Annotated in this window: 24 protein-coding genes; 15 read left to right on the forward strand and 9 right to left on the reverse strand. The window is 69.9% G+C overall.

All coding sequences use genetic code 11. The annotated features are described in order from the left end of the window. Positions 1-104 precede the first annotated feature (104 nt). The gene (locus NQK81_RS28825) at positions 105-698 is read right to left on the reverse strand and encodes a LysE family translocator (RefSeq protein WP_257484016.1); all 594 of its coding nucleotides are present in this window, start codon (positions 696-698) and stop codon (positions 105-107) included. A 157-nt stretch (positions 699-855) separates the two neighbouring features. On the opposite strand from NQK81_RS28825, the gene NQK81_RS28830 reads away from it, so the two are divergent. After that, positions 856-3,024, forward strand: a complete 2,169-nt coding sequence (locus NQK81_RS28830) for a glycoside hydrolase family 15 protein (RefSeq protein WP_257484017.1) — start codon at positions 856-858, stop codon at positions 3,022-3,024. 56 nt (positions 3,025-3,080) lie between these two features. Here NQK81_RS28830 and NQK81_RS28835 read toward each other — a convergent pair whose 3' ends face one another. Further along, entirely contained in the window at positions 3,081-3,647 is a 567-nt protein-coding gene (locus NQK81_RS28835; RefSeq protein ID WP_126730344.1) for a peptide deformylase, read from the reverse strand. A gap of 158 nt (positions 3,648-3,805) precedes the next feature. On the opposite strand from NQK81_RS28835, the gene NQK81_RS28840 reads away from it, so the two are divergent. Beyond that, complete coding sequence (locus tag NQK81_RS28840) at positions 3,806-4,117, forward strand: DUF3263 domain-containing protein (RefSeq protein ID WP_005160574.1); 312 nt, start codon at positions 3,806-3,808, stop codon at positions 4,115-4,117. Continuing rightward, positions 4,114-4,758 carry a LytR C-terminal domain-containing protein gene (locus NQK81_RS28845; protein WP_257484018.1) on the forward strand — a complete coding sequence of 215 codons (645 nt, stop codon included), beginning with the start codon at positions 4,114-4,116 and terminating at the stop codon, positions 4,756-4,758. Before NQK81_RS28840 ends, NQK81_RS28845 begins: the two co-directional genes overlap by 4 nt. A gap of 54 nt (positions 4,759-4,812) precedes the next feature. Here NQK81_RS28845 and NQK81_RS28850 read toward each other — a convergent pair whose 3' ends face one another. The 4 genes from NQK81_RS28850 to NQK81_RS28865 all read right to left on the reverse strand — a co-directional run bounded on the left by NQK81_RS28850 (position 4,813) and on the right by NQK81_RS28865 (position 9,829). After that, on the reverse strand, positions 4,813-7,092 hold the full coding sequence (locus tag NQK81_RS28850; RefSeq protein WP_257484019.1) for an AAA family ATPase: 2,280 nt from the start codon (positions 7,090-7,092) through the stop codon (positions 4,813-4,815). Positions 7,093-7,378: 286 nt separating this feature from the next. Beyond that, on the reverse strand, positions 7,379-8,350 hold the full coding sequence (pssA, locus tag NQK81_RS28855) for a CDP-diacylglycerol--serine O-phosphatidyltransferase (RefSeq protein ID WP_125683793.1): 972 nt from the start codon (positions 8,348-8,350) through the stop codon (positions 7,379-7,381). 3 nt (positions 8,351-8,353) lie between these two features. Beyond that, positions 8,354-9,082, reverse strand: a complete 729-nt coding sequence (locus NQK81_RS28860) for a phosphatidylserine decarboxylase (protein WP_126730354.1) — start codon at positions 9,080-9,082, stop codon at positions 8,354-8,356. A gap of 465 nt (positions 9,083-9,547) precedes the next feature. After that, on the reverse strand, positions 9,548-9,829 hold the full coding sequence (locus tag NQK81_RS28865; protein WP_257484020.1) for a GlsB/YeaQ/YmgE family stress response membrane protein: 282 nt from the start codon (positions 9,827-9,829) through the stop codon (positions 9,548-9,550). Positions 9,830-10,010: 181 nt separating this feature from the next. Between NQK81_RS28865 and NQK81_RS28870 the strand changes: the two genes are divergently transcribed. Next, positions 10,011-10,583 (forward strand): ArsR/SmtB family transcription factor, encoded by a 573-nt coding sequence (locus NQK81_RS28870; protein WP_257484021.1) that lies wholly within the window; start codon positions 10,011-10,013, stop codon positions 10,581-10,583. Continuing rightward, the gene (locus NQK81_RS28875; protein WP_257484022.1) at positions 10,580-11,824 is read left to right on the forward strand and encodes an MFS transporter; all 1,245 of its coding nucleotides are present in this window, start codon (positions 10,580-10,582) and stop codon (positions 11,822-11,824) included. The genes NQK81_RS28870 and NQK81_RS28875 overlap by 4 nt, the downstream gene beginning before the upstream one ends. A 15-nt stretch (positions 11,825-11,839) precedes the next feature. On the opposite strand, the gene moeA is transcribed toward NQK81_RS28875, so the two are convergent. Continuing rightward, positions 11,840-13,033, reverse strand: a complete 1,194-nt coding sequence (moeA, locus tag NQK81_RS28880; protein WP_257484023.1) for a molybdopterin molybdotransferase MoeA — start codon at positions 13,031-13,033, stop codon at positions 11,840-11,842. 73 nt (positions 13,034-13,106) lie between these two features. Between moeA and NQK81_RS28885 the strand changes: the two genes are divergently transcribed. The 5 genes from NQK81_RS28885 to groL all read left to right on the forward strand — a co-directional run bounded on the left by NQK81_RS28885 (position 13,107) and on the right by groL (position 18,110). Next, complete coding sequence (locus NQK81_RS28885; RefSeq protein WP_034308282.1) at positions 13,107-13,784, forward strand: TIGR00266 family protein; 678 nt, start codon at positions 13,107-13,109, stop codon at positions 13,782-13,784. Positions 13,785-13,788: 4 nt separating this feature from the next. Next, positions 13,789-14,412 carry an AIM24 family protein gene (locus NQK81_RS28890; protein ID WP_257484024.1) on the forward strand — a complete coding sequence of 208 codons (624 nt, stop codon included), beginning with the start codon at positions 13,789-13,791 and terminating at the stop codon, positions 14,410-14,412. 114 nt (positions 14,413-14,526) lie between these two features. Beyond that, entirely contained in the window at positions 14,527-14,733 is a 207-nt protein-coding gene (locus tag NQK81_RS28895; RefSeq protein WP_005164266.1) for a cold-shock protein, read from the forward strand. Positions 14,734-14,789: 56 nt separating this feature from the next. Beyond that, positions 14,790-16,232 (forward strand): serine/threonine-protein kinase, encoded by a 1,443-nt coding sequence (locus tag NQK81_RS28900; RefSeq protein WP_257484025.1) that lies wholly within the window; start codon positions 14,790-14,792, stop codon positions 16,230-16,232. Positions 16,233-16,481: 249 nt separating this feature from the next. Further along, positions 16,482-18,110 carry a chaperonin GroEL gene (gene groL / locus NQK81_RS28905; RefSeq protein WP_005164277.1) on the forward strand — a complete coding sequence of 543 codons (1,629 nt, stop codon included), beginning with the start codon at positions 16,482-16,484 and terminating at the stop codon, positions 18,108-18,110. Between the two features lie 342 nt (positions 18,111-18,452). Here groL and NQK81_RS28910 read toward each other — a convergent pair whose 3' ends face one another. After that, positions 18,453-18,677, reverse strand: coding sequence for a PspC domain-containing protein (locus tag NQK81_RS28910; protein WP_126730366.1), 225 nt, complete (start codon positions 18,675-18,677; stop codon positions 18,453-18,455). 128 nt (positions 18,678-18,805) lie between these two features. Here NQK81_RS28910 and NQK81_RS28915 point away from each other — a divergent pair, with 128 nt between their 5' ends. From NQK81_RS28915 to NQK81_RS28930, 4 genes are all read left to right on the forward strand, one after another. Next, the gene (locus NQK81_RS28915) at positions 18,806-19,576 is read left to right on the forward strand and encodes a nucleotidyltransferase domain-containing protein (RefSeq protein ID WP_257484026.1); all 771 of its coding nucleotides are present in this window, start codon (positions 18,806-18,808) and stop codon (positions 19,574-19,576) included. Beyond that, positions 19,576-20,370, forward strand: a complete 795-nt coding sequence (locus NQK81_RS28920) for a transporter substrate-binding domain-containing protein (RefSeq protein WP_257484027.1) — start codon at positions 19,576-19,578, stop codon at positions 20,368-20,370. Before NQK81_RS28915 ends, NQK81_RS28920 begins: the two co-directional genes overlap by 1 nt. A 78-nt stretch (positions 20,371-20,448) precedes the next feature. Next, positions 20,449-21,048 carry an RlpA-like double-psi beta-barrel domain-containing protein gene (locus NQK81_RS28925; RefSeq protein ID WP_126730369.1) on the forward strand — a complete coding sequence of 200 codons (600 nt, stop codon included), beginning with the start codon at positions 20,449-20,451 and terminating at the stop codon, positions 21,046-21,048. A gap of 157 nt (positions 21,049-21,205) precedes the next feature. After that, a complete protein-coding gene (locus NQK81_RS28930) occupies positions 21,206-22,114 on the forward strand; it encodes a M23 family metallopeptidase (RefSeq protein WP_257484028.1) in 909 nt (302 codons plus the stop codon). 48 nt (positions 22,115-22,162) lie between these two features. Here the strand turns inward: NQK81_RS28930 and NQK81_RS28935 are convergent, their stop codons facing one another. After that, positions 22,163-23,107, reverse strand: a complete 945-nt coding sequence (locus NQK81_RS28935; RefSeq protein ID WP_257484029.1) for an o-succinylbenzoate synthase — start codon at positions 23,105-23,107, stop codon at positions 22,163-22,165. A 66-nt stretch (positions 23,108-23,173) separates the two neighbouring features. Here NQK81_RS28935 and NQK81_RS28940 point away from each other — a divergent pair, with 66 nt between their 5' ends. Continuing rightward, positions 23,174-25,987, forward strand: a complete 2,814-nt coding sequence (locus tag NQK81_RS28940) for an AfsR/SARP family transcriptional regulator (RefSeq protein WP_443092888.1) — start codon at positions 23,174-23,176, stop codon at positions 25,985-25,987. Position 25,988: the final 1 nt, after the last annotated feature.

A 25,988-nucleotide genomic window follows, 5' to 3' on the forward strand; every position in this document is an offset into this window, starting at 1 on the left:
CCGGGTCCCTGGAAAGACACCAGCCGCCCTCTCAGCCCGCCATGGCGCGAGCTCCCGCGGTTGTTTGGTTGTGCCCCGACCATGCCACGCCGGGCCTCGGACAATCAACCCTCCAAGGCGACGGTCACTCCGAAGCCGACCAGGACGCCGCCGGACGTGCGCTCCAGCCACAGCTTGACGCGATCGCGGCGCAACCACTCGCCCAGGCGTGTGACCAGCAGGGCGAGCGACGAATACCAGACGATGTCGACGGCGATCCACACCGCGACGCACAGCAGCAGCGACCACGGCCCGCCGTCGGCGGGAACGAACTGGGGGAGGAACGAGATCGCGAACACGCCCGCCTTCGGGTTGCTCACGTTGATCAGGAAGCCGGAGCGGAAGCCGCGCCCGGCGGGTTCGGCGACCTCGCCGTCGCGCTTGCGGAAGAAGAGCGCCTTGACGCCGAGGTAGATCAGGAAGACCGCGCCCGCGATGCGCAAGACGTCGTAGGCGACCTGCGAGGCGATGAGGAGCGCGGTGAGACCGAACACCGCGGCGAGCCCCCAGAACGCGACACCCGCCTCGATCCCCGCGACGGTGGCGAACGCGTTCCGGCGCGAGCCCTTCGCCGACTGCTTGATCAGCATCACCGTCGCCGGGCCGGGGACCATCGCCATGAGGAACGCGGCGGGGATGAACGCCAGCAGGTTCGGCATTCCCCGATCGTCGGGGACGGGGGCCGCCGTGAGCAACGCGATTTCCGGGCCGACATGTCGACAGCGTTAGCGGTTCACCGGTTTGGAGCATGTGCTCGCTGGGGATTCACGACAGAATCCCGGAGGTTCTGCACCGTTACAGAAGTCTGGGGTGGATATGCGAAAACTCGTGCTCCCGGCACTGGCAGGCGTGCTGATCGCGGGGCTGGTCCCGGCGGTGGCTGCGGCACAGGGCGGTGAGGCGCCCGGTGCGCCCGGCGCCCATCCGAGCTGGCTCCCGGCGGACAAGACCGGCTTCGGCACCGCCCGCGAACGGGCGAGCAACGTCTGGTTCACCCTCCAGGGCGGCCGGATGTCCGAGGTCTACTACCCGGACCTGTCCACGCCGAGCGTCCGGGCGCTCGACCTCGTCGTCACCGACGGGACGAGCTTCGCCACCGTCGATTCGTCGGCCAAGGCGCAACAGGTGCGCCGCACCGGCGGCCTCACCTACGAACAGACGATCACCGACGACCGGCGTCGCTGGAAGCTCCGCAAGACCTACGTCACCGACCCGGCGCGCGCGAGCGTGCTGATCGACGTCGACTTCGTTTCGCTGACCGGCCGCCCCTACCAGGTGTACGCGGTCGCGGATCCCGATCTCACGAACGAGGGCTCCGACGACTCCGCACGCACCGATGGGGTGAACGCGGTCGCGTCCGACGCGAAGACCTCGGCCGCGCTGGCGGCGGAACCGGCGTTCTCGCGTACTTCCGTGGGTTACGCGGGCGCCTCCGACGGCATCACGCAGCTGACGAAGTCCTTCACTCTCAAGGATTACGCGACCGCGGCCAAGGGCAACGTGCTGATCACCGGGCAGACGTCCGCCGACGGTGTCCGCTCGCGGGACTTCACGCTTTCGCTGGGCATGGGCGCGAAGGACTCCGACGCGCTCGCCAACGCGAAAGCCTCACTGCGGCGCGGTTTCGCCGATGCCGCCCGCACGTACGACCGGGGCTGGAAGCACTACCTCAGCCGGCTGAAGGACGCGCCGTCGTCGCTCAAGACCGAGCGGGAACGGGACCTCTACCAGGCGTCCGTGCTCATGCTCGCGGCGAGCGAGGACAAGATCCACCAGGGCGCGCTCATCGCGTCGCCGAGCATGCCGTGGCGGTTCGGGAACAACGACCCGGAATGGTCGCCGTCGGGCACCTATCACCTGGTCTGGCCGCGGGACCTCTACCAGATCGCGACCGGCCTGCTCGCCGCCGGCGACCGCGACGCCGCGAACCGGTCGATCGACTACATGTTCGGGACGCAGCAGCTGCCGGACGGGCATCTGCCGCAGAACAGCCACGTCGACGGCACGCCGTACTGGACGTCCATCCAGCTCGACGAGACCGCGCTGCCGATCGTGCTCGCCCAGCAGCTCGGCCGCACCGACGCCAAGACCTGGACGGGTGTGCGCAAGGCGGCGGAATTCCTCTTGTCCTACAAGGCGGACAACGGGCACGCGTCGCCGTACAGCCAGCAGGAACGCTGGGAGGAACAGGACGGCTACTCGCCCTCGACGATCGCCGCGGTGATCGCCGGGCTGGTCTGCGCGGCCGACATCGCCAAGGCGAACGGCGCCGCCGCGGACGCGAAGCGCTACCTGGACACCGCCGACGCGTTCAAAGCGAAACTCGCCCAGTGGACGGTGACCACGAACGGTCCGCTGTCGAAGGATCCGTACTTCGTCCGGCTGACCAAGGACGGCAACCCGAACAACGGCACGAAGTACAACCTGGGCAACTCCAGCGTGACCATGGACCAGCGTGCCGTGACCGACGCGGGATTCCTCGAACTGGTGAGGCTGGGCATCTACCGCGCCGACGATCCGGTGATCCGCAACAGCGTCGAGGTCACCGACGCCGACATCGCCTTCACCACCCCGACGGGTCAGTTCTGGCACCGCTACACGAAGGACGGCTACGGCGAGAAGGCCGACGGCTCACCGTGGGACTACACATTCCCGGCGGAAAGCCGGACCACTTTCGGGCGACTGTGGCCGCTGCTGGCGGGTGAACGAGGCGAGTACGACCTCGCCAACGGGGACCGGGGGACGGCCGCGAAGCGCCTTCGAGACCTCGGGCGCGTCAGCAGCTCGGGGGACACGATGCCGGAGCAGGTCTGGGACGAGAACGCGCCTTCGGGGCAGCCGGGCTTCCCGGCCGGCACTCCGACCGCGTCCGCCACTCCGCTGGCCTGGACGCACGCCCAGTACCTCCGGCTCGCGTGGTCGGTGGAGGCGGGGAAGGTGATCGAGCAGCCGCGGGTCGTGCGGTGCCACTTCCTGGGCTGCTGACCCTCACGTCTCGTGAGTGGTAAGGACGGTTCTAACCGTCCTTACCACTCACGAGGTCAGTCGTCGGAGGGCCGCGCCTCCGGCAGCCACGAATTGCCCGGAACGCCCCATTTGTTCGCCTTGAGCATCTTCTTCGCCGCGCGGGCGTGCCGCCCGACCAGCCGGTCGAGGTAGATGAAGCCGTCCAGGTGATCGGTCTCGTGCTGCAGGCAGCGCGCGAAGTAACCGGTTCCTTCGACCTCGATCGGATTACCGTCGACGTCGAAACCGGTCACCTTCGCCCACGAAGCGCGTCCGGTCGGGTACGACTCGCCGGGCGCCGAGAGACAGCCTTCCCAGTCGTCGTCCGGATCCGGCATCGTCTCCGGGATCTCCGACGTCTCGAGCTTCGGGTTGACCACGACGCCCTTGTGGCGCGTGCCCTCGTCGTCGGGGCAGTCGTAGACGAACACGCGCAGGTCGAGGCCGATCTGGTTGGCCGCGAGGCCCACCCCTTCGGCGGCGTACATGGTCTCGAACATGTCGTCGATGAGCGTGCGCAGCTTGTCGTCGAACTCGGTGATCTCCCGAGTCGGGTTGTGCAGCACGGGCTCGCCGGCGATCACGATGGGATGGACGGTCACGCGCGCAGTTTAGTCGGACCCTTCTGGTACACCCTTACCCATGACGCGCCGACGTCGTTACCGAGGCCGGGCGCCGCATCCGTGGTCTAATGGCGCCGCGGAATGACAAGCCTGTGGTTTCACGCCCGCCGAGCACTGACCTGATTGCGAGGAGTCGGATGGACGCCGCGGAGTCGATGGCTGAGCCCGACCAGCCGTCCCCGTCGGAGACCGTGAACGGCCTCAGCGAGCGCGAGCTCGACATGCTCGCGTTCGAACGTCAGTGGTGGAAGTACGCCGGCGCGAAGGAACAGGCCATCCGCGAACGCTTCTCTATGTCGTCGACGCGCTACTACCAGTTGCTGAACCGGCTGCTCGAGAAGACCGAAGCCATGCAGGCCGATCCGATGCTGGTGAAGCGCCTGCGAAAGACGCGAGCGGCCCGGCAGCGCAATCGCGCGGCCCGGCGACTGGGGATCGATCTCTCATGAGTCTGTTTTCGGGTCTGTCCCGGCCGATGAAGGCCGCCGGACTGGCCTTGGTCGGTGTCGCCGTGATCGCCGCCGTGATCGGCGGTATCACCCTGACCAGTGGCGGCGGTGACTCGGACACCGCGACGCCGCCCGGCAGCACGCCCACCAGCTCGGACGGCGCGACGCAGCCTTCGTCTCCGGCGCCGGGTTCGCCCTCCGCCAGCACGCCGCCCGCGTCGTCGGCGCCGCCGTCGAGCGCGCCCGCGAGTTCCGCACCGCCGGCGAGCCAGCCTGGGCAGACGGGGCAGCCAGGCCAGCCCGGTCCGGGTCAGCCCGGCGGTGATCAGCAGGCGTCGCACAAGTGGGTGACGGTGCGCGTCTACAACAACAGCACGATCCAGGGCCTCGCCGAGCAGGCCGCGAAGGACTTCCGCGCCTCGGGCTGGAACGTCTCCGAGGTCAAGGGCTATCCGGGCAGGCTGCCCGAGACGGTGGCCTACTACCGGCCGGGCACCGACGAGGAAGCGGCGGCGAAGGCGCTGGCGCTGGAGTTCGGTTTCCGTGCCGAGCCGAGGTTCGAGGAGATCAAGAACATCGGTCCCGGCGTGATCGTCATCCTCACCAAGGACTACAAGACCAACGACAAGGACGGCTCCTAGCCCGTACGCGAAAAGGCCCGCTTCCTCACGAGGAAGCGGGCCCTTTTCACATTCTCAGACCTGGGTCTGCGCGTAGGCCTCCAGCGCCGCGAGCTGGGCCGGGTCGAGCGACGGACGCACGGCCTGCGCCGCCTTCGTCAGATGCTCGGCGGTGACCTCCTTGGCCTCCAGCGACTCGCGCATCGCGGTCAGCGCGGCCTCCCGGATCAGCGCCGCGCAGTCCGCCGCCGAGTAACCGTCCAAAGTGGCCGCATACGCCGCGAGGTCCACATCGGACGCGAGCGGCGTGTTCTTGGCGCTGGCGGCCAAAATCGCCTCGCGGGCGTGCGCGTCCGGCGGCGGGACGTAGACGCGGCGCTCCAGCCGTCCCGGCCGCAGCAGGGCCGGGTCGACCAGTTCCGGCCGGTTCGTCGCACCGAGGACGACGACCTCGCGCATCGGCTCGACACCGTCCAATTCGGTCAGCAGGGCCGCGACCACGCGGTCCGACACGCCGGAGTCCGAAGACTGGCCGCGGCGCGGGGCGAGCGCGTCGATCTCGTCGAGGAAGATCAGCGACGGCGCGGCTTCGGCGGCGCGGCGGAAGAGTTCCCGCACGGCACGCTCGGACTCGCCGACCCATTTGTCCATCAGTTCGGCGCCCTTGACCGCGAAGACGTTCAGCGCGCCGGTGCCCGCGAGCGCGCGGACCAGGAACGTCTTGCCGCCGCCGGGCGGCCCGTACAGGAGCACGCCGCGCGGCGGGTCGACGCCGAGGCGGGCGAACGAGTCCGGGTAGCGCAGCGGCCACAGCACCGCCTCGGTGAGCGACTGCTTGACGTCGGTCATGTTGCCGACATCGTCCAGCGTCAGCCCGCCGGTGGCCAGATTGTCCGAAGTGGACATCGAAATGGGACGGACGGTGGTCAGCGCGTCGAGCAGATCCTGCTGGGAGATCCGGGGTTCGTCGGCCTCGCGTTGCCGCAGCGCGGCGCGGAGGGCGGCGTCGCGGCGGAGCGCGATGAGGTCCGCGGCCACGAAACCGGGGGTGCGCTCGGCGATCGGGCCGACGTCGACGCCGGACTCCAGCGGGGCTTCGCGCAGGAGCACGCGCAGCAGTTCCGTGCGGGTCTTCGAGTCCGGGAGCGGCAGGCCGAGTTCGCGGTCGAGCAGGTCGGCGGCGCGCAGCCGCGGATCGGTGGACTCGGCCCGCCCGGTGGTGGCGACGACGGCGAATCCCTTGTGGCGCAAGGCTTTTCGCAGGTCATCGAGGACCACCGTTGCGAGTGGCGGCGGCTGCGACGCGGGCAGCAGGGCGTCGATGTCGGTGATCAGCAGGACAGCGGGGTCTTCGTCACGGGTGGCCTGCTCGATCGCCTCCCGCAGGCGCGCCGCCGCGACGTTCGGTTCGAGGACGGCGATGTTCGGCGCCGCGAGCGACACCACCCGCACCTTCTCGGCCTGGGCCACGGCGCGGACCAGGGTCGCCTTCCCGACGCCTTCGGGCCCGGACAACAAGACGCCGAGATGCGCCGACGTCCCGAGTTTCGCCAGCAGCTCCGGGCGATGGAAGGCCAGGTCGAACCATTCGGCGAGCTTGCGCGCGGCCGCTTCGGAACCGGCGAGGTCCGACAACGGCGGCACGGTCTCCTCGGCGGCCTCGTCGATCCGCTCGTCTTCGACGATCTCGGCGTCGATGAAGTCCTCGTGTGGCGTGGAGGGCGTGCTGCGCACCAGCGTCGTCCCGGCGCGGGCCGGGGCGGCGGCGGGCGCGGCCTCGCCGGTGCGGGCGCCATCCCGCCAGCTGACCACAGTGGACGGTCCGACGGCGACCGGCCCCGACGGCTCGGTGGCCGTGACGGTGAGCAGCTCGTTGGTCCACGTCATCCCGATGGCGCGGGAGAGCTGGCCGCGGACCGCGGAGACGTCCGAGCCCGGTGCGGGCGCGAGATCCTGGGGCAGCAGGGAAACGGCGTCGCCGACGGTCAGGACCTTGCCGATCAGGGCGAGCCGCAGGGTGTGCGGGGAGAGCGACACGCTCGCGATACGCGAACCCGCCACGGTGACCGTCTTCGCGGCCGACACCTCCGCCGGCGCGACGACGACCTCCGACCCCTCGGTCACGCCGAGGTTCGACATGGTGACGTCGTCGAGGAGGATCACCCCCGGGATCCCCTCCGCGTCGGACGGGGCGGCCAGCGCCGAGCTGACGCGCGCGCCGGTGACGCGGACGGCGTCCCAGGCCATCAGGCCGAGCGCGTCGAGGACTTCGGGGTGCAGCCGGACGACACCGCGGCGGGAGTCCAGTGCGGACGGGGTGTGCCGGACGGTCAGCGTGATCTGGGGTGCGCTCACCCCGCCACCCTATCTACGCGGACCGTGCCCAGCGGTCGAAGGACAGGATCTCCCCGGCAGGTCGCCGGGCGGCGGGGGAGACGTCGCGCCCAGGTCGGCCGGGGGGTGTCGCGAAAGCCACTTTCGGGACACGAGACGTCTCGAAAGTGGCTTTCGCGACACCCTGCGTTCCCGGCGATCCCCAAGTTGTCCACAGCTTCACCCACTTGTGGACAACCCGGACCTCTGATCCCGTTTCCAGTTCGGGTCGTGACCGAGGCGCGCCTGCCTCGAGGTTCTGGCAGGCTCAGCGTTTCCGGAGGCCGATCCGGCGCCACGAGCGGCGTCGCGGGCCCCGGCCGTTGTCCCGGTCCTTGTCGGTGCTGATGGTGCGCGGAGTCCGCGCGACGTGCTGTTCACCCCGCTGGAGCCGGACCCGCTGAGCGGCGCCGGCCACCACCCGCCGCAGCGGCGGCCGCAGGCCGAGACGGCGGCGGCTCGAACGCCGCCGGATCGCGCGCCGTTCCCGCGGCGGCGCCATCCACGCCTCCGGGTGGTTCGCCAGCCACCGTTGCCGGTACACCGAGTACGGGATGTGCGCCAGGTACAGGATCAACGCGATCGCCAGCGCCACCAGCGGGAACTGGATGATCGCGGCGGCCAGCAGGCCCACCCCGACCAGCAGCGGCGCGATCGCCTTGGGCGGCGCCTTCACCGTCTTCAGCGACAGCGTCGGGATCCGGCTGATCAGCAACGCGGCCACGGCGATCGTCCACACCCACACCACGTACTGGTGCGACCACCAGCCCTGCCCGAACTGCAGCTCCAGGATCAGCGGCAGCATCGCCAGCAGACCACCGGCGGGCGCGGGCACACCGACGAAGAACTCGCCCGCGTACGGCGGCTGCTCGGTGTCCTCGATCAGCGTGTTGAACCGCGCCAGCCGCAGGATCATGCAGACCGCGAAGATCAGCGACGCCACCCAGCCGATCCGCTCGCCCTCCGCGTGCCAGACGTACAGCACCAGCGCGGGCGCGACACCGAACGAGATCCCGTCCGACAGCGAGTCGAGCTCCTGCCCCATCTTCGACGTCGCGTCCAGCAGCCGCGCGATCCGGCCGTCGAGACTGTCGAGCACCGCGGCGATCCCGATCGACGCGATCGCCATCGGGTAATTGCCGATCAGCGCGAACTGCACCGACGACAGACCGGCGCACAGGGCGAGCACCGTGATGGCGTTCGGCAGCAGCCGCACGCCGGGAGTGGTCACGCGGACCATGGATCAGCCTTCCGGGTGCGGCGCCGTGGGCAGCTCGGCGATCGGCGTCTCGCCGCCGATCGTGCGCTGGCCCTTCGAGACGAGGACCTTGCTGCCCGGCGGCAGGTACAGGTCGACTCGCGAGCCGAAGCGGATGATGCCGTACGTCGCGCCGACGCCGACCTTGTCACCCTCGCGGATCTCACAGAGGATGCGCCGGGCCACCAGGCCCGCGATCTGCACCACGACGAGCTCGTGACCGTCGTCGGTGCGCATGAGCACGGAGTTGCGCTCGTTGTCCTCGCTCGCCTTGTCCAGGTCCGCGGACAGGAACTTCCCGGGCCGGTACGCGACCCGCTCGATCACGCCCGACGCCGGGACACGCTGGACGTGCACGTCGAACACCGACAGGAACACGCTCACCCGCATGCGCGGTTCGGCGGGCAGCCCCAGCTCGGGCGGCGGCACGGCCTCCTCGATCAACGAGACCAGCCCGTCCGCCGACGCGACCGCGAGGCCGGACTGGGCGGGCGGGACGCGCTTCGGCTCACGGAAGAACGCGGCCGTGGCGGCCGTCGCGAGCGCGCCGACGACGCCGAGGCGCTTGGAGAACCTCCGCAGCACCAGCGTCGCGGCGAGACCGCCGAACACGAACGGCCTGCCGGCCGGGTGCATCGGCGGGACGGTCTCGCGGGCGAGTTTCACGGCGTGCGCGAGGGGGTTACCAGTGGCTTCCGGCCGGTTGCCGCTCATTGGTCGGGTTCACCGCAGTTCGTGTCGGGGGGTCGGGACAGGAAGAGCCACCACGCTACCGCCCTGTCCGGAGCCGGGCCGTGGCCTCCCCCGGAAGGGTTTCCCCGGCCCGGGTGGGCGGGGCCACATCCCGGTAACGGTAGGTGGAAATAAGCGATAACTCTAGGTAGTTGATGCCGATCACCGACCTAGAGGACCCTCGAATGCCCGCCAGTCCGGACCCCGCAGGCGAGCGACTCGCCGAGCTGTTCCGCGCCTGGAAGAGGGACATTTCGGCGGCGCCGATGCCTCCGCTCGTCGATCCCGTCCGCGCCGTCTCGGTCATCGCCGAAGCACGCGCGTCCGGGCGCATATGCCCCCCGACGGCACATGCGACCGGACGCGGCCGCTGGAACTGAGCGAAACTCCCACTGTAGTTCGCCGGACGCTCTTGATCACCGGTCGCGAGAAAACCGTTACCAACGGTCATCGGCGATAAGAGCCGCTCCGCCCCGAGCCACGCACCAATCGCAGCAGGGCGAGCAGCACGATCGAACCGAGGATGGCGACGCCGAAGCTGGGGAAGTCGAACTCGAAGGTCCTCTCGGTGCCGGTGGCGAGGCGGTAGATGAAGCCGCCGAGTGCCGCGCCCAGCACGCCGATCAGGATGCTGAACAGGCAGCCGCCCCTCCGGTCCGGGCCGCCGACCACGACGTTGGCCAGCCACCCGGCGATGGCGCCGAACACGATCCACGAGAAGAAACCCATGCCATCGAGGTTACGTGGGCTGCCCGGGCCTGCCCCGGTGGCGCCGTCGCCCGGGGTGGTCGTGAGTGGCGATTCGGCTTAGAACCCGAATCGCCACTCACGACCACCCCGACCCACGCCTTTCCCGCAGTTGCACAAGCAGACTTGTACAAGAAGTCTTGTACAACTACTGTTGTGCGTCATGGCCGACCGTGAAGTCCACGAAGTCCACGAAGTCCACGATTCGAAGGTTCTCGCCGCGATGTCGCATCCGCTGCGGCGCCGCCTGCTCGACGTCCTCCGCCTCGACGGCCCGTGCACCGCGTCCGTGCTCGCCGAGCGGACCGGGCAGGCGGTCGGGAACGTCAGCCACCACCTGAAGGTGCTGGCCGCCAGCGACCTGGTCGAGGAAGCGCCGGAGCTCGCCCGCGACCGCCGTGAGCGCTGGTGGCGCCGCGTCGGCTACGCGGTTTCCTGGTCACCGTCGGACTTCCCCGACGACCCGGTCGCGGCCGCCGCCGAATCCCTCGCCCTCGAACGCCAGGTTTCCATGGCGCGCCAATGGTTCGCCGAGCGTGAGACCTATCCGGAGGAGTGGCATCGCGCCGCCTTCGCCACCGACAGCTGGGCGAAGATGTCGGTCGCCGAACTGGCCGAACTCGAACAAAAGGTCCACGAGCTGATCAAGTCCTACAGCGGCCGTGAGATCCCGGACGACGGCCAGGAACGCCGCCCCGTCTTCATCGCCACCCGCGCCGTCCCGGCCCGCCCGTGACCACCCGCGAACGCGGCGGATTGCTGCGCTCGAGGGATTTCCGGCTGCTGTGGACGGGCGAGACGACCAGCGTGCTCGGCAGTTCCATCGCCGTCGTCGCGTTGCCGCTCGTCGCGGTGGTCACCCTGCAGGCCAGCACGTTCGCCGTCGGGCTGCTGACCGCGGCCGCCTGGCTGCCGTGGCTGCTGATCGGCCTGCCCGCCGGCGCCTGGGTCGACCGACGGCCGAAACGCCCGATCATGCTGGTGTGCAACGGCATTTCCATGCTGGTGTTCCTGAGCGTCCCGGTCGCGGCCTGGTTCGGCCTGCTCACGATGACCCAGCTCATCGTCGTCGCCCTGGCCGGCGGCGTCGCGAAGGTGTTCTTCAACGTCGCGTACCGCGCGTATTTGCCTTCGCTGGTCGAGAAGGGCCAACTCCAGGAAGCCAATGAAAAGCTGCAGGGCAGTGAATCCGCCGCCCAGATCGGCGGACCGGGGCTCGCCGGCCTGCTCGCGCACTGGTTCGGTGCCGTCTCCGGAGTGCTCGCCGACGCGATCAGCTTCGGGATCTCCGTGCTGTGCCTGCGATCCATCCGCCACCGCGAGCCCGAGCGCCCGGCGAAGACGCGTTCGCGGCTGCGGGACGATATCCGCGACGGGCTCGATTTCGTCGTCCGCGACCCGTATCTGCGTGTCCTGGCGGTCTTCGGCGCGATCTCGAACGTCGCGCTGATGGGCTACCAGTCGATCGAGGTCGTCTTCCTCGTCCGCGACCTCGGCGTCGGGGAGGGCACCGCCGGGCTCGTGCTCGCGCTCGCCGGCGCGGGCGGCGTCTTCGGTGCCGCGCTGTCGGGAAGACTCGCCGCGCGGATCGGCACGGCGCGTGCCTTCGTGCTGTGCGAAGCCTTCGGCGCGTTGATGATGCTGCTCGGCCCGCTCGCGAACGGCGGCTGGGGACTCGCGTTCTTCGTCGCCGCCGGGTTCTCGCTCAGCGCCGGCGTCGTCGGTTCGAACGTCCTCAACGCCACCTTCAAACAGCGGTACGTCCCGGCGGCGATGTTCGGCAGGGTCACCGCGAGCATGTCCGTGCTCAGCTTCGGCGCGATCGCGCTCGGCGGCCTGCTCGGCGGGCTCCTCGGGGAGATCGCCGGTGTGCGGCAGACGCTGGGCCTGATGGCCGGGCTGGAGGTGATCGCCGTCTTCGCCCTGCTGTTCACGCCGATCGGCCGGTGCCGCGACTTCCCGCCGGATCGCGTTTAGCCCGCTAAACGCAGGTCAGAGCAGGAGGACGGTCACCTCGTCGCCCTGCTCGACCGAGTCCACGTCCTCCGGCAGCACGATCAGGCAGTTCGCCTGCGTGAACGACGCCAGCAGATGCGAACCCGGCCCGCCGCGCGGACCGACGATCCCGGTGACCTCGCCCTCGGAATGCGTGTAGAAGCCCCGCCGGAACTGGCGCCGCCCGGCGGGGGAGGTCATCGCCTCGGTCAGCCGGGCCCGCACCTGCTGCCGGTCGACCCCCGTGTGCCCCATCGCAGAGAGCAGCGCGGGCCGCAGGAACGCTTCGAAGGAGACGAGCACGCTCACCGGATTGCCCGGCAGCGTCACCACCGGCACTCCGTCCCAGCGTCCGCAACCCTGCGGCCCGCCCGGCTGCATCGCGACCTTCCGGAACTCCACGCCCTGCCCGGTCAGCGCGTCCTTCACCACTTCGTACGCGCCCGCGCTGACCCCGCCCGAAGTCACCAGCAGATCCGCGTCCGCCAGCCGCGGCTCGATCACCGAACGGAACTCGTCCACGTCGTCGACCACACTGCGCACGACCTCGGCCTCGCAGCCGAGCGCGCGGATCGCCGACGCCAGCATGATGCTGTTCGACTCGTAGATCTGCCCGTGCCGCAACGGTTCCGGCGCGTCGACGAGTTCGGTGCCGGTGGACACGACGAGCACCTTCAGCGGCCGGTACACGGGAACCTCGGCGAGCCCGACGGCCGCCGCGAGGCCCAGTTGCGCCGGGCCGAGCAGGGTCCCGGCCGAAAGCGCCACGGTGCCCTCGACGACGTCTTCGCCCCGGCGCCGGATATGCGTGCCCGGGACGACTGTCCGGAGAATCCGGACGTCCGTCACACCGCCGTCCGTGTGCTCCACCATCACCACCGCGTCGGCGCCGGGCGGCAACGGGGCACCGGTCATGATGCGGTGCGCGGTGCCCGGCTCCAGCTTCGTGATGTCGACCCGGCCCGCGGGGATGTCTTCGGCGACCGGCAGCGTCACCGGTGCCTCGGCGACATCTTCGGCGCGGACGGCGTAACCGTCCATCGCCGAGTTGTCGAACGGCGGCAGCGAAACCCCCGCGCGCACGTCCTCGGCCAGGACGAGCCCGGCGGCGGAGGCGAGCGGAAGGCGGATGACAGGGGCGTTTCCGAGCAGGCCGGTGACGGTCTCCCGGTGGGCGTCGACGGAGATCACCGGACCATCCTCCTCGGTCGGGGGTCGCATGCAAGACTCTGCGCGTCACAACCACCACCGGGGAGAAGAAGACATGCAGGTTCAGATCCGTCACCAGCCCTCGTTCGCGGTGGCGAGGCTCATGCTCGCCCCGGGTGAGCCGGCGCAGGTCGAGTCGGGCGCGATGATGGCGACGAGCTACGGCGTGCAGGTCCAGTCCCAGGCGCAGGGCGGGATCATGAAGGGGCTCGGCCGTGCCTTCCTCTCCGGCGAGTCGTTCTTCATCTCCACCTACACCGCCCCGCAGAACGGCGGCTGGGTCGACGTCGCCGCGAACCTGCCGGGCGACATGCAGATCATCAACCTCGACGGCCGCACCGGCTGGTGCGTCACCCGCGGCTCGTGGCTCGCGTCGTCGCACGGCGTGCAGACCGAGACCAAATGGGGCGGGCTCAAGAACCTCGTCGGCGGCGAGGGCGGCTTCCTGACCCACGCGACGGGACAGGGCCCGCTGGTCGTGGCCTGCTACGGCGCGCTGGAGACGGTGACCCTGCAGCAGGGCGAGGTGATCACCATCGACACCGGGCACGTCGTCGCGTTCGCCGACACCCTGCAGTACCAGATCCGCAAGGTCGCCACCGGCGTCATCCAGTCGATGAAGAGCGGTGAAGGCCTCGTCTTCGACTTCGCCGGTCCCGGCCAGCTGCTCACCCAGACCCGCAACCCGTCGGCGCTGTCCGCCTGGGTGATCGCCCAGGTCCCCTCCCGCTGAGCGCATGCGGGTCCAGACGAGGCACACCCCGAACTTCGGGGTCGCACGAGTGCTGTTGTCCCCCGGCGAGGCCGTCCAGGCCGCCGGGGACACCATGCTGGCCAGCAGTTTCGGCATCACCGAAACCGCTCCCTCCCGCGGCGGTTCGCGGGCGGGCAAGGGCGCGCCGTCGGTGTTCAACGCGCCCGAGGGCGGCGGTTGGATCGACTTCGCGCCGCTGACGGCCGGCGACGTCTATCCGCTGGAATTCACCGGCGGGGAGGGCTGGTGTGTGAACCGGGAGGCGATCCTCGCCCGGCCGGCGACCGTCCGGCACGACACCGGCTGGGCGCCGCTGCGGACGCTCTTCGGGGCCGACTCCGGCTTCCTGGAGCACTACAGCGGAACCGGGCCGCTCGTACTGGCGGCGCAGGGCCCGGTCGACGCCTTCGAACTCACCGCGGGCGAGCTCGTCACCGTCCGGCCGGACTTCCTGCTGGCCTACCCGGACACCGTGCAGTGCCGTCTCCGCGCGGTCGACCCGTCCGGCCCGCAGTCGGTCCGCACCGGCGAAGGGCTCGCGCTGGACTTCGCGGGACCAGGACGCGTCCTTGTGCAAGCGCGCAATAGGCGGCTTTCCCGCGGATGACCTTCGGACGAATTGAGCATTGCCGACGCCGGTAATTCGGGTAGCGTGAACTGCACTCGAAACCGCCGGCCGGGGCAGAGAAGGCCGTCGGATCCTGTGCTGAGGGAGTGCGCCGTGGCAGTCGGCACCGTCAAGTGGTTCAACTCGGAAAAGGGCTACGGATTCATCGAATCCACCGAAGGGCCCGATGTCTTCGTCCACTACTCGGCCATTCAGGCCGACGGATTCCGGACGCTCGACGAGGGTGATCGCGTGGAATTCGAAGTCCAGTCCGGCCGTGATGGGCGGAGTCAGGCGGCGGACGTCCGCAAGGTCTCTTAAGAGGACTTCGGCCGACCCCCGGCGGCCTCCGGAACTGGCGCGTTAGGCTGCGCTGCGTGACAGGCGATGAGTCGGGGGACCTGACCGGTCGCCGGCTGGGCAACTACCGCATCGACGGAGTGCTCGGCAAGGGCGGCATGAGCGTGACCTACAAGGCCACGGACGTGCGGCTCGGACGCAAGGTGGCACTGAAGGTCATCGGTGATCACCTGGGCGCCGACGCCGAGTTCCGCGAGCGCTTCGTCGACGAGGCGCGGAACACGTCCGCGATCGACCATGCCAACGTCGTGCCCTTGTACGACTTCGGCGAGCTCGAAGGCATGCTCTACATCGCCATGCGGATGGTCGACGGCGGCGACCTCGCCGGCCTGATCTCCGGCGGCCCGATCGCGCCCGCCCGCGCGCTCAACATGCTCGACCAGGTCGCCGACGCGCTCGACACCCTGCACAACCGGGGTCTCGTGCACCTCGACGTCAAACCGGCGAACGTCCTGGTCACCAGCAAGGAGACCTCGCGCGAGCACGTCTACGTCGCCGACTTCGGCCTGACGCGCCGCGGCGCCACCGGGCACCGGACCCGCGGCGGCGACTTCCTCGGTTCGCCGACGTACGCGGCCCCCGAGCACCTGCGCGGCGAGCCGCTCGACGGCCGCACCGACCAGTACGCGCTCACCTGCGTCCTCTATGCCTGCCTGACCGGCAGCCCGCCCTTCAAGGGCGACGTGCAGACGGTCATCAAGGGGCACCTGAACGGCGAGCCCCCGGCCATCTCGCGGATCGTCGGCCTGCCGGCCGGGATCGACGAGGTCGTCCGGAAGGGAATGGCGAAGAATCCCGCCGAGCGCTACCCCAACTGTGTTGAGATGATCGCGGCCGCCAGGCGCGCGCTCGGTCCGCTCGCGACTTCGAACGAGCCTCCCGGCCCGCCCGGGGCCGCGGCGCCGGTCCAGCAGACCGCGCCCCAGCAGGCGCCAAGGCAGAACACGCCGCCACAGGGAGAGGGGGGCCCCGTGCACCCGTACGGAGGACAGCAGCCCGGCTACGGCCAGCAGGGACCGGGACCGCAGGGTCCCCCGCCCCAGCAGGGCCCGCCGCCCGGGTACGGCCCGCCCCCGCAGCAGGGTGGCTACCAGCAGGGCGGTTTCCAGCAGGGGCCGCCTCCGGGTTACGGCCCGCCCCCGCAGCAAGGCGGTTTCCAGCAGGGTGGCTTCCAGCAGGGGCCGCCGCCCGGCTACGGCCCGCCGCAGCAGCAGGGCGGTTTCCAGCAGCAGCCCAAGAAGGGCGGCGGCGCCAAGTGGATCTGGATCGTCGTCGGTGCCCTCGTGGTCGCGGGCGCGATCGTCGCCGCGATCTTCGTCTTCGGTGACTCGAGCGGCGGCAACGGCCCGCAGACCACCGCGCCGAACATCCCGGTCGGCCCCGGCGGCTCGCAGTCGCAGGCCCCCGGCTCGTCCCTGAAGCCGCCACCGTCGTCGATCTCGATCAAGCCGAGCAACTGAATACCACCGCGCTGACCTGCGGTTCTTGCACTCTCCCCTGGAGAGTGCTAAACACGACATTGGCACTCGACGCCGTCGAGTGCCAGGCAGAGCGGTCACCGATCGCTCGCCTGAAGGTCGGGACGGTGAGGCCGCACCCTTGATCGGGTGGGTCGTCCGTCGCGGGCACCGAGCCTGGCCGAGGAAGAGTCCTGCCGCCGCGCTGTAGTAGGCGTGCGGCGGCGCCCAATACCGGAGGACCACACCGCAATGGCCAAACTGATCGCGTTCGACGAGGACGCCCGCCGCGGTCTTGAGCGCGGCTTGAACACCCTCGCCGAAGCCGTCAAGGTGACCCTCGGCCCGCGGGGCCGGAACGTCGTGCTCGAAAAGAAGTGGGGCGCGCCGACGATCACCAACGACGGTGTCTCCATCGCCAAGGAGATCGAGCTCGAGGACCCGTGGGAGAAGATCGGGGCCGAGCTCGTCAAGGAAGTTGCCAAGAAGACCGACGACGTCGCGGGTGACGGCACCACCACCGCCACCGTGCTCGCCCAGGCTCTCGTCCGCGAGGGTCTGCGCAACGTCGCCGCCGGGGCCGACCCCATCAGCCTGAAGCGCGGCATCGAGGCGGCCGTCGAGGCCATCACCGAGCAGCTGCACAAGGCCGCCGTCCAGATCGAGACCAAGGAGCAGATCGCCGCCACCGCGTCGATCTCCGCCGCGGACCGCACCATCGGTGAGCTCATCGCCGAGGCGCTGGACAAGGTCGGCAAGGAAGGCGTCGTCACCGTCGAGGAGAGCAACACCTTCGGGCTCGAGCTCGAGCTCACCGAGGGTATGCGCTTCGACAAGGGCTACATCTCCGGTTACTTCGTGACCGACCCGGAGCGTCAGGAAGCCGAGCTCGAGGACCCGTACGTCCTCCTCTTCGGCTCCAAGATCTCCACCGTCAAGGACGTCCTGCCGCTGCTGGAGAAGGTCATCCAGTCCGGCAAGCCGCTGCTGATCATCGCCGAGGACGTCGAGGGCGAGGCCCTGGCCACCCTCATCGTCAACAAGATGCGTGGCACCTTCAAGTCCGTCGCCGTCAAGGCCCCGGGCTTCGGTGACCGCCGCAAGGCGATCCTGCAGGACATCGCGATCCTGACCGGTGGCCAGGTCATCTCCGAGGACGTCGGCCTCAAGCTGGAGAACGCGGACCTTTCCCTGCTGGGCAAGGCGCGCAAGGCCGTCATCACCAAGGACGAGACCACCATCGTCGAGGGTGCGGGCGACGCCGACCAGATCCAGGGTCGCGTCAACCAGATCCGCGCCGAGATCGACAACTCGGACTCGGACTACGACCGCGAGAAGCTGCAGGAGCGGCTGGCGAAGCTGGCCGGCGGCGTGGCCGTCATCAAGGCCGGTGCCGCCACCGAGGTCGAGCTGAAGGAGCGCAAGCACCGCATCGAGGACGCGGTGCGCAACGCCAAGGCCGCCGTCGAAGAGGGCATCGTCGCCGGTGGTGGCGTCGCTCTCATCCAGGCCGCCGAGGCCGCCTTCGCCGGTCTGAAGCTCGAGGGCGACGAGGCCACTGGTGCCAACATCGTCAAGGTCGCCGTCGAGGCGCCGCTCAAGCAGATCGCGATCAACGCCGGCCTCGAAGGCGGCGTCGTGGCGGAGAAGGTCAAGTCCCTCCCGCAGGGTCACGGCCTCAACGCCGCCACCGGTGTCTACGAGGACCTGCTCGCCGCCGGCGTGCCGGACCCCACGAAGGTCACCCGCTCCGCGCTCCAGAACGCCGCTTCCATCGCGGCGCTGTTCCTGACCACCGAAGCCGTCGTGGCGGACAAGCCGGAGAAGGCCTCGGCCGCTCCCGCCGACCCGTCCGGTGGCATGGGCGGCATGGACTTCTGAGTTCGAGCCTGTAGCACCACCGGAAAGCCCGGACGCGCCTCGCGCGTCCGGGCTTTTCCTTTGCCTCGTTCCCGTAACTCGCGTGTTTGTGGCCGTAACTCGCGTGATTGAAACCGTAACTCGCGTGATCGGGGACGTAACTCGCCAACCGGGCGTGATACGGCTCCGATCACGCGAGTTACGCCTCTGGACACGCGAGTTACGGCCCCAGTCACGCGAGTTACGGCTTCAGACACGCGTGATACGGCGAAAGGAAAGGCCCGGGCATCCCCATGCCCGGGCCTTTCCTCTGTCCCCCTGCCCCTACGGACGCCGCGCCCCCTGCGCGCGGCGTCCGCCCCGTCAGGATTCGCCCGGCTGTTCCGGGGTCAAGAGCCAAGCGGCGGCGTAGAGCGGGATCGCGAAGCCGGCGGTGAAGAAGACGCCCGCCACGAGCGCGATGCGCAGGATCGCGGCGTCGACGCCGAGGTAGGCGGCCCAGCCGCCGGCGACGCCCGCGACCATCTTGTCGGTGCGGCTGCGGTAGAGCTTCTTGGTGGCCTGGGGGGTGTACACGCTGTTGGTCATGGCTCAATGTTCGCTCCGGAACGGGCCCCGGCGCATCGGGGAACAGCCCCGAGCCGACCCTGGAATCCGACCCTGAGGGGCCGAAAACCGGATGCCCCGGGAACGTTCGCGCTGGTACGACTTCTCCGGTGAAACACGACAGCCCCGAATTCGCCGCCATCGCCGAGCAGGGCACCATCCTGCGGTGCCAGGTCGGTTCCGGTCTGCACGGCACCGCCGTGCTCGGCCAGGACGACCGCGACGAACTCGGCATCTGCGTCGAGCCGCCGGACCACATCATCGGCCTGAAGCGGTTCGAGCAGTACATCTTCCGCACGCAGCCCGAAGGCGTCCGGTCCGGTCCCGGCGATCTCGACCTGATCGTCTACTCGTTGCGCAAATGGCTGCGGCTCGTGCTCAACGGGAACCCGACCGTGCTGCTGCCGCTGTTCGCGCCCGAGGCCGAGATCGTGGCGATCGACGAGCTCGGTGCCCAACTGCGCGAGAACGCGCACCGGATCGTCTCGCGCCGTGCGGGCCTGCGGTTCCTCGGCTACTCCCGTGCGCAGCGCGAGCGGATGCTGGGGCTGCGTGGCAAGGCCGGGCGGCCGGAGCTGATCGAGAAGTACGGCTTCGACACGAAGTTCGCCATGCACATGGTGCGCCTCGGCGTCCAGGGCGTGGAGCTGCTGGAGACCGGGCGGATCACGTTGCCGGTCCCCGAACCGTGGCTCGGCTGGCTCCGCGATCTGAGGCAGGGCGAGAAAACCCGCGAGGAAGCCTTGGAAGCGGCCGAGTCCCTCGAGAGCCGTCTCGGCGAACTCGTGCGCGGGGCGTCGCCGCTGCCGGAGGAGCCCGACACCGCCTGGGTCGACGCTTGGCTCGTGCAGGCCTACCTCCGGGCGTGGAAAATGCCTTGATGACGATCAAAGCGAAAGTGCTCACGTTCGGGGTCGCGGTGCTGACCGTGCTGGGAATCGGCACGGCCGGCGCCGCGCCCGAAGGTCATGGCGCGCAGAACAGGCTCGACCTCGTCCAGGCTCGCGGCGAGATCCGCGTGTGTTCGACGGGCGACTATCGCCCGTTCACCCATCGCGACGCGGCGGGCGCGTGGAGCGGGATCGACATCGACCTCGCGGGCGACCTCGCGAAGCGGCTCGGCGTCCGGCTCCAGCTGGTCCAGACCACCTGGAAGGCGATCGCCGACGATGTCGGGCGGAAATGCGATCTGGCGATGGGCGGGGTGTCGGTGACGCTGGACCGCGCGAAGAAGGGGTTCTACACCGTTCCCTATCTTCGTGACGGCAAGACACCGATCACCTTGTGCGAGAACGAAAAACGGTTCCAGACGCTGGAGCAGATCGACCAGCCGGGCGTCCGGGCGATCGTGAATCCGGGTGGTACCAACGAACAGTTCGCCGACGCCAATCTCAAGCGCGCGACCATCGTGCGGCATCCGGACAACAACACGATCTTCGCCGAGATCCTGGCGGGCCGGGCCGATCTGATGATCACCGACGCGACCGAAACCCGTTGGCAGGCAAAGCAGAACCCGCGGCTGTGCGCGGTGCATCCCGACGAGCCGTTCACCTTTTCGGAGAAGGCGTACCTGATGCCGCGCGACATCGTGTTCAAGGAGTGGGCCGACCAGTGGCTGCATCTCGCGCTCAACGACGGCACCTACGCGCGGATCGCGAAACCCTGGCTCGGCTGAAATCGGTTTGAACCACTTCCGTTACCCGGCCGTATCCCTGGATGTGGGTGAGGAGGAATCAGACCGGAGGAAGCACCGATGATGAACAGTGCCGGGAAACACCGCAAGCGTGCGACGATCGGCATCGCGTCCGTTCTCGGCGTGGCCGCCATCGCCGCGGCGATGTTCGCGATCAGCACTCCGGACGGGCAGGCCGCGGAAAGCTGCCAGGGACTGGACACCGCCCTGCGGAACAACCTGAACTTCATCGCGGGCCAGCAGGCGGATCCGGACGCGCAGTCCGCGGCGCGGATCGCGAACCGGCAGGCCGTCGTCGACCTCATCCAGCAGCGTCGCGAAGCCGCGGGGTGCACCGAGGACGTACAGGCCGACGCCGTGAAGCAGGAGCAGGACGGCGCCATGGCGGGTGAGGCCGTCGAGCAGGCGGCAGGGGAAGTCGTCTGTCAGGGCTCCACGGTGACGCTGTCCGGCGAGGGCGGTGCGCCCGCGGCGTCCAGCAGCGAATTCCCGGCGGGCACCAAGCTGAAGGTGACGAACCTGGACAACGACAAGTCCACGACCGTCGAGGTCACCGGTGTTTCCGGCAGTTGCGCGCTGCTGAACAACGCGGCCTTCGAACAGGTCCGCGAACCCGGGAAGTTCCTGATCCGCCGGGCCACCATCGAGCGGGTCGGCTGAGACACCCACACCGGGGCGGGGAAGACGCGGACGGTCCCGGTGTGGAGGCGGCACGAGTCCTCCTGGTCCCCTCGGCCAGGAGGGCTCGTGGTCGTTTGTATCTCGCTTGTACGGCCTTTCGGGACGCTTCTCGCGAAACGCCGAGAAAGGACAACCGATGAGATTCAGACGAGTGGTCACGGCGGCCGCCACCGCCTTGCTGGGCATGGCCGGGCTGGCGATCACCGCGACGTCGGCCGAGGCCGCCGTCGGACCGCGTCCCAACTTCCAGCTCCCGTTCCCCTGCAACCAGGTGTGGAACGGCGACAACGACAACAGCAGCGCGCACCGGGCGTACGAGATCGACTTCAACCGCGGCAGCTCCGCTGGGGCCGACCTCGGTGACACCGTGGTCGCCGCGGCGGCGGGCAAGGTCGTCATCTCGGCGCACCAGGGTTCGGACAACGGGTTCGGCAACCTGGTGAAGATCGACCACGGTGGGGGGTGGTCGACCTACTACGCGCACCTGAAGGTCCGCTCGGTCGCGCTCAACGCGCAGGTCGCGCAGGGGCAGAAGATCGGCGAGGTCGGCAACACCTCCAAGCCGGGCAACAACATCAGCCCGCACCTGCACTACGAGGTCCGCACCAACGACTCGTCGTGGCCGAGCAACATCCAGCCCGCGTACTTCAACGGCGTGCGGTTCGGCTACCCCAACGCCAACGTGACCTCGAAGAACACCTGCAGCGGCAACGGGAATCCCAACCCGTACGACGCCGTCGAGGTGTGCGGCGACGGCTACAAGGTGATCGACTCGCAGGCGCTCGGCAGCGCCGCGACCGCTTACCTGCTGTACAACTCCGCGAACCAGAACAACTGCGTCACCACCATCAAGGCCACCTCGGTCGGGACGGGCAGCGCGGTTTCCGCCTTCCTCGAAGTCCAAGGCTCGGCGAGGAAGACCGATTCCGGCAGCTTCGAGTACTACGCGGGCCCGGTGAGCGCGGCCGCCGGCGCGAAGTGCGTCCGGTGGGGCGGCTCGGCGGGTTCCAACACCTACGAATCGCCTTTCGAACACTGCAGCTGAACCCCATGAACGCGTCGTTCCTCGCGAAATTCGCGAGGAACGACGCGTTCATGGCGTCGGGAGGTGGGTGCGGACGCGGGTGAGCCGGGCCTCCCAGGCTGCCCGGACGTCCGGGCCGGCGGCGTGTGCGGCGAACAGATCGGGTGCGGGAGCCTGAAGCGGCACCGGCAGTCGTCCGTCCACAGGGGACAGTGATTCGCCACAGACGTCCCCCGTCAGCAAGGACATCGTGCCCAGGCCACAAGCGAAGTCCAATGTGGGCAGTGCGCCCGCGAGGGCCAGCCCGGCGGCCAGGCCGACGCTCGTCTCGACGGCGGACGACACCACGCACGGCAGCCCGCACGCCTCGGCGACCTCCAGCGCGCGCCGGACCCCGCCCAGCGGCGCGACCTTCAGCACGGCGACGTCGGCCGCCCCAGCCACGGCCACCTTGAGCGGATCCTCGGCCCGGCGGATGGACTCGTCCGCGGCGATCCGCACGCCGACCCGGCGCCGGACGTCGGCGAGTTCCTCGATCGACGGGCACGGCTGCTCGACGTATTCCAGCCCGCCCGCCGCGCGGTCCAGTTCACCGATGGCCTTGACCGCGGTGTCCACGTCCCAGGCCATGTTCGCGTCGACACGGACCGCGCCCCGCGGGCCCAGCGCCGACCGCACCGCCTCCACCCGGGCGCAGTCCTCGGCGAGGCTCACCCGTGGATCGGCGACCTTCACCTTCGCCGTGCGGCAGCCCGACGCGGACACGAGTTCGTACGCCTTGTCCGGGGACACCACCGGGACGGTCGCGTTCACCTCGACGCTCTCCCGTACCGGCGACGGCCAGCCGCGCTCGCTCGCCTCCAGCGCGGACGCCAGCCACGGCGCGCTCTCGGCGTCGGAGTAGTCGGAGAACGGGCAGAATTCGCCCCAGCCCGCTTCGCCGCGGATCAGCAGTCCTTCACGGACGGTGATGCCGCGGAACCGCGTGCGCAGGGGGATCGCGTAGACGTCCATCGGCACCGATCATGCCACCGCGGGAATCACGTGCCGTTTGTCCGGGTTCCCGACAGAATGAGCGACGTGGCACTCGACTTTCGCGTGCTGGGGCCCACGGAGGTCACGGCGGACGGGCTGCCGGTGCCCTTGGGCGGCAGCAGGCCGCTCATCGTGCTGGCAGGCCTGTTGCTGCGCGCGAACACGGTGGTGCCGGTCGAGGAACTGGGCCGCTGGCTGTGGCCGGACGACCAGCGGCGGTCGAAGGGAGCACTGCAGACCTACGTCCTGCGGGTCCGGCGCGCCCTCGGCGACGAGGTCGCCATCCGCACCGAACGCGGCGGCTACCTGCTCGAACTCGACGAGAAGCTGCTCGACCTCGCCCGGTTCCGGTCACTCGCCGCGGCCGGGACGGAGGCCGCGCGGGACGGTGACCTGCGTGTGGCCGCGGACCGGTTCGCCGCCGCGCTGGCCGAATGGCGTGGCCCGGCGTTGCAGAACGTCCACTCCGAAGCGCTGCTTCGGGACGAAGCCGACCAGCTGGGCGAAGAGCGGTTACGCGTGCGCGAGCAGTGGGCCGACGCGCTCATCGCCCTCGGCGAGCACGCCACCGTCGTCCCCGAGCTGACCAGGTTGTGCCGCGAGCACCCGCTGCGGGAGAGGCTGCACGAACAGCTGATGATCGCGCTCTACCGCTCCGGCAGGCAGGCCGAGGCGCTGGACGTCTACCGCCGGATCGGCGCGGTCCTGGCCGAAGAACTCGGCCTCGACCCCGGCGCGTCGCTGCGGCGGGCGCACCAGGCCATCCTCACCGGTGAAGAGTCCGTCGAGACCACATTGGACTCGGGGCTGACGCGGTACCGGCTCGGCGCCGAACCCTTGATCCCCCGTCAGCTCCCCGCCGATCTGCGGGTGTTCTCCGGCCGCCAACGCGACCTCAAGGCGTTGCACGGCCTCGTCCCGGAGGCGCTGGACACCGAGCGCTCGACGCCCATCGCGTCGATCGAGGGGATGGGCGGTATCGGCAAGACGACCCTCGCCGTCCACTTCGCGCACGAGGTCGGGGACCGCTTCCCCGGCGGACAGGTGTATCTCAATCTGCGCGGCTACGGCCCCGGTGAGCCGGTCGAAGCCGCCGCCGCGCTCGAAACCATGCTCGTTTCCCTCGGCGTCCCCGCCGACCGGATCCCCGCCGACGTCGACGGGCGCGCGGCCACGTGGCGCTCCTACAGCGCCGGCCGCCGGATGCTGATCCTGCTCGACAACGCGGGGAGCACCGAGCAGATCAGGCCGTTGCTGCCCGGCCCCGGCTGCCTGGTGCTGGTGACCAGCCGATGGCAGCTGCGGGCACTCGTCGCGACCCACGGCGCGCGGCGCGTCGCGCTGGAGGAACTGCCGGACGAGGACGCGATCGCGCTCCTCGCGTCGACGATCGGGCTGGACCGGGTCGCCGAAGATCCCGATGCCACCGAACGATTCGTCCGGTACTGCGGCGGGCTGCCGCTGGCCATCCGGATCCTCGCGGTGCGGGCGGCGCAGTTCCCGGACCTCGGATTGCGGGAGTTCGTCCGGCTGCTGGAAGCCGAACAGGACCGGCTGGGCTCGTTCGACCTCGCCGACGGCGACGAGACGAACATCCGGGCCGTCTTCTCGTACTCGTACCGGGCGCTCGACGAACGCGCCGCACGCCTGCTGCGGCTGCTCGGCCTGCCCACCGGCGGTGACTTCAGCCTGCCCGCGGCCGCGGCGGTGGCCGGGGTCGACATCGCCGAAGCGCAAGAAGATCTGGCGAAACTCGCGTCCGCGCACCTGATCGCGCGGTCCAAGCCCGGCCGCTACCAGTTCCACGACCTGATCCGCGCGTACGCGGCCGAGCTGTCGGCGAAGATCGACGGGCCCGAAGCGCGGACGGCCGTACTCGACAGACTGCTCCACGCCTCCCTGGCCTCGGCCTTGAACGCGTCGAGGCTCCTGCGCCCGGAACGGCACTACCGGCTCGTCGAACCCGAGCGGTTCGACGGCGACGGCCTCAGGTTCGGGCATTACGAGCAGGCGCTCGACTGGTTCGACGAGGAGGCGGGAAACCTCATCGCCGCGGTGAACGTCGCGTACCGGGAGCGGCGGTACCGGGAGTGCTGGCAGCTGGCGTGGCTGCTGCAGTCGTACTTCATCGTGCGGGCACGGCTGGAGGACTGGCGTTCGGTGTTCGGGGTGGCGCTCCGCGCCGCTCGCGACCTGGGGGATCGCTCCGGCGAGGCCGCCATCCTCAGCGGGCTCGGCGTGGCCTGCGGGGTCGCCCGCCAGTACGACGACAGCATCGCCTACCTGAAGCAGGTCGTCGAACTGCAACGGCAGGTCGGTGACCGGCAGGGTGAGGCGCGGGCCCTCTACAACCTCACGCTGGCCAGCCAGGATCCCGAAACCGGGTGGGAATACGGGACACGGGCGTTGCGGCTGATCCGGGAGAGCAACGTCGGCGCCGGCATGGAGGCCAGCGCGCTGCAGGCCCTCGGCGACATCTGCACTCAGGCCGGCCGCTTCCAGCAGGCACTCGACTTCGCCGACCAGGCCCTGGCGCTGGAGGCGCACGCGCTCCCCGACGAAGCGCGCTTCACCCTGCACACCAAGGGGACCGCGCTGGTCGGGCTCGGCCGCGCCGACGAGGGCATCGCCTGTATGCGGCGCGCCGTCGAGATGTTCTTCGCCCACGGCGAGCTCTACGAGGCGGCCGACGTGCTGGCCCAGCTCGGCGGAATCCATCTGCGGCTCGGTGATCCCTCGTCGGCGCGGGAATGCTGGCTGCGGTCGGTCCGGGTGCTGACCGAGCTTTCGCATCCCGACGCCGAAGACGTCCGGACCAAGCTGGCCTCGCTCGTCGGCGAAGCGGCCAAGGCGGAGTGAG

This window comes from Amycolatopsis roodepoortensis (genome assembly GCF_024628825.1).
GTDB classification, from domain to species: domain Bacteria; phylum Actinomycetota; class Actinomycetes; order Mycobacteriales; family Pseudonocardiaceae; genus Amycolatopsis; species Amycolatopsis roodepoortensis.

Bases quoted from the DNA above. Each gene is read 5' to 3' on its own strand.
- NQK81_RS28830 (WP_257484017.1), top strand. From the start codon at position 856: ATGCGAAAACTCGTGCTCCCGGCACTGGCAGGCGTGCTGATCGCGGGG.
- NQK81_RS28935 (WP_257484029.1), bottom strand. From the start codon at position 23,107: ATGGACGTCTACGCGATCCCCCTGCGCACGCGGTTCCGCGGCATCACC.
- NQK81_RS28910 (WP_126730366.1), bottom strand. From the start codon at position 18,677: ATGACCAACAGCGTGTACACCCCCCAGGCCACCAAGAAGCTCTACCGC.
- NQK81_RS28825 (WP_257484016.1), bottom strand. From the start codon at position 698: ATGCCGAACCTGCTGGCGTTCATCCCCGCCGCGTTCCTCATGGCGATG.
- NQK81_RS28845 (WP_257484018.1), top strand. From the start codon at position 4,114: ATGAGTCTGTTTTCGGGTCTGTCCCGGCCGATGAAGGCCGCCGGACTG.
- NQK81_RS28930 (WP_257484028.1), top strand. From the start codon at position 21,206: ATGAGATTCAGACGAGTGGTCACGGCGGCCGCCACCGCCTTGCTGGGC.
- NQK81_RS28840 (WP_005160574.1), top strand. From the start codon at position 3,806: ATGGACGCCGCGGAGTCGATGGCTGAGCCCGACCAGCCGTCCCCGTCG.
- NQK81_RS28890 (WP_257484024.1), top strand. From the start codon at position 13,789: ATGCGGGTCCAGACGAGGCACACCCCGAACTTCGGGGTCGCACGAGTG.
- groL (WP_005164277.1), top strand. From the start codon at position 16,482: ATGGCCAAACTGATCGCGTTCGACGAGGACGCCCGCCGCGGTCTTGAG.
- NQK81_RS28920 (WP_257484027.1), top strand. From the start codon at position 19,576: ATGACGATCAAAGCGAAAGTGCTCACGTTCGGGGTCGCGGTGCTGACC.
- NQK81_RS28865 (WP_257484020.1), bottom strand. From the start codon at position 9,829: ATGGGTTTCTTCTCGTGGATCGTGTTCGGCGCCATCGCCGGGTGGCTG.
- NQK81_RS28925 (WP_126730369.1), top strand. From the start codon at position 20,449: ATGATGAACAGTGCCGGGAAACACCGCAAGCGTGCGACGATCGGCATC.
- NQK81_RS28870 (WP_257484021.1), top strand. From the start codon at position 10,011: ATGGCCGACCGTGAAGTCCACGAAGTCCACGAAGTCCACGATTCGAAG.
- pssA (WP_125683793.1), bottom strand. From the start codon at position 8,350: ATGGTCCGCGTGACCACTCCCGGCGTGCGGCTGCTGCCGAACGCCATC.
- NQK81_RS28885 (WP_034308282.1), top strand. From the start codon at position 13,107: ATGCAGGTTCAGATCCGTCACCAGCCCTCGTTCGCGGTGGCGAGGCTC.
- NQK81_RS28860 (WP_126730354.1), bottom strand. From the start codon at position 9,082: ATGAGCGGCAACCGGCCGGAAGCCACTGGTAACCCCCTCGCGCACGCC.